Annotated in this window: 1 protein-coding gene; it reads left to right on the top strand. The window is 48.1% G+C overall.

Annotated features, from left to right (window positions below):
* Positions 1-370, top strand: a 370-nt coding sequence (locus AB9K32_RS00045; protein WP_369883999.1) for a hypothetical protein, incomplete at both ends; no start/stop codon positions are given.

Raw genomic sequence — 370 nt, 5'->3', positions numbered from 1 at the left:
GTACAGATCCACTAGATCCTTGCGATTTTGTTTTGGAGCACCAGGATTGCGCACCGTCCCAGGAATGGAAGAAGTTGGATTGTGATGGAGATGGGGTAAGTAATGGCCAGGAAAAAGAAGACGGTACGGATCCACTAGATCCTTGCGATTTTGTTTTGGAGCACCAGGATTGTGCACCGTCCCAGGAATGGAAGAACTTGGATTGTGATGGAGATGGGGTAAGTAATGGTCAGGAAAAAGAAGACGGTACGGATCCACTAGATTCTTGCGATTTTGTTTTGGAGCACCAGGATTGCGCACCGTCCCAAGAATGGAAGAACTTGGATTGTGATGGAGATGGGGTCACTAACGGCGATGAGAAGGAAGATGG

Origin of the sequence: Allomuricauda sp. XS_ASV26 (genome assembly GCF_041224615.1) — a bacterium.
Taxonomy (GTDB): Bacteria; Bacteroidota; Bacteroidia; order Flavobacteriales; family Flavobacteriaceae; genus Flagellimonas; species Flagellimonas alginolytica.
The sequence above is the reverse complement of the archived record's forward strand: the minus strand, read 5'-3'. Positions and strand labels throughout refer to the sequence as shown.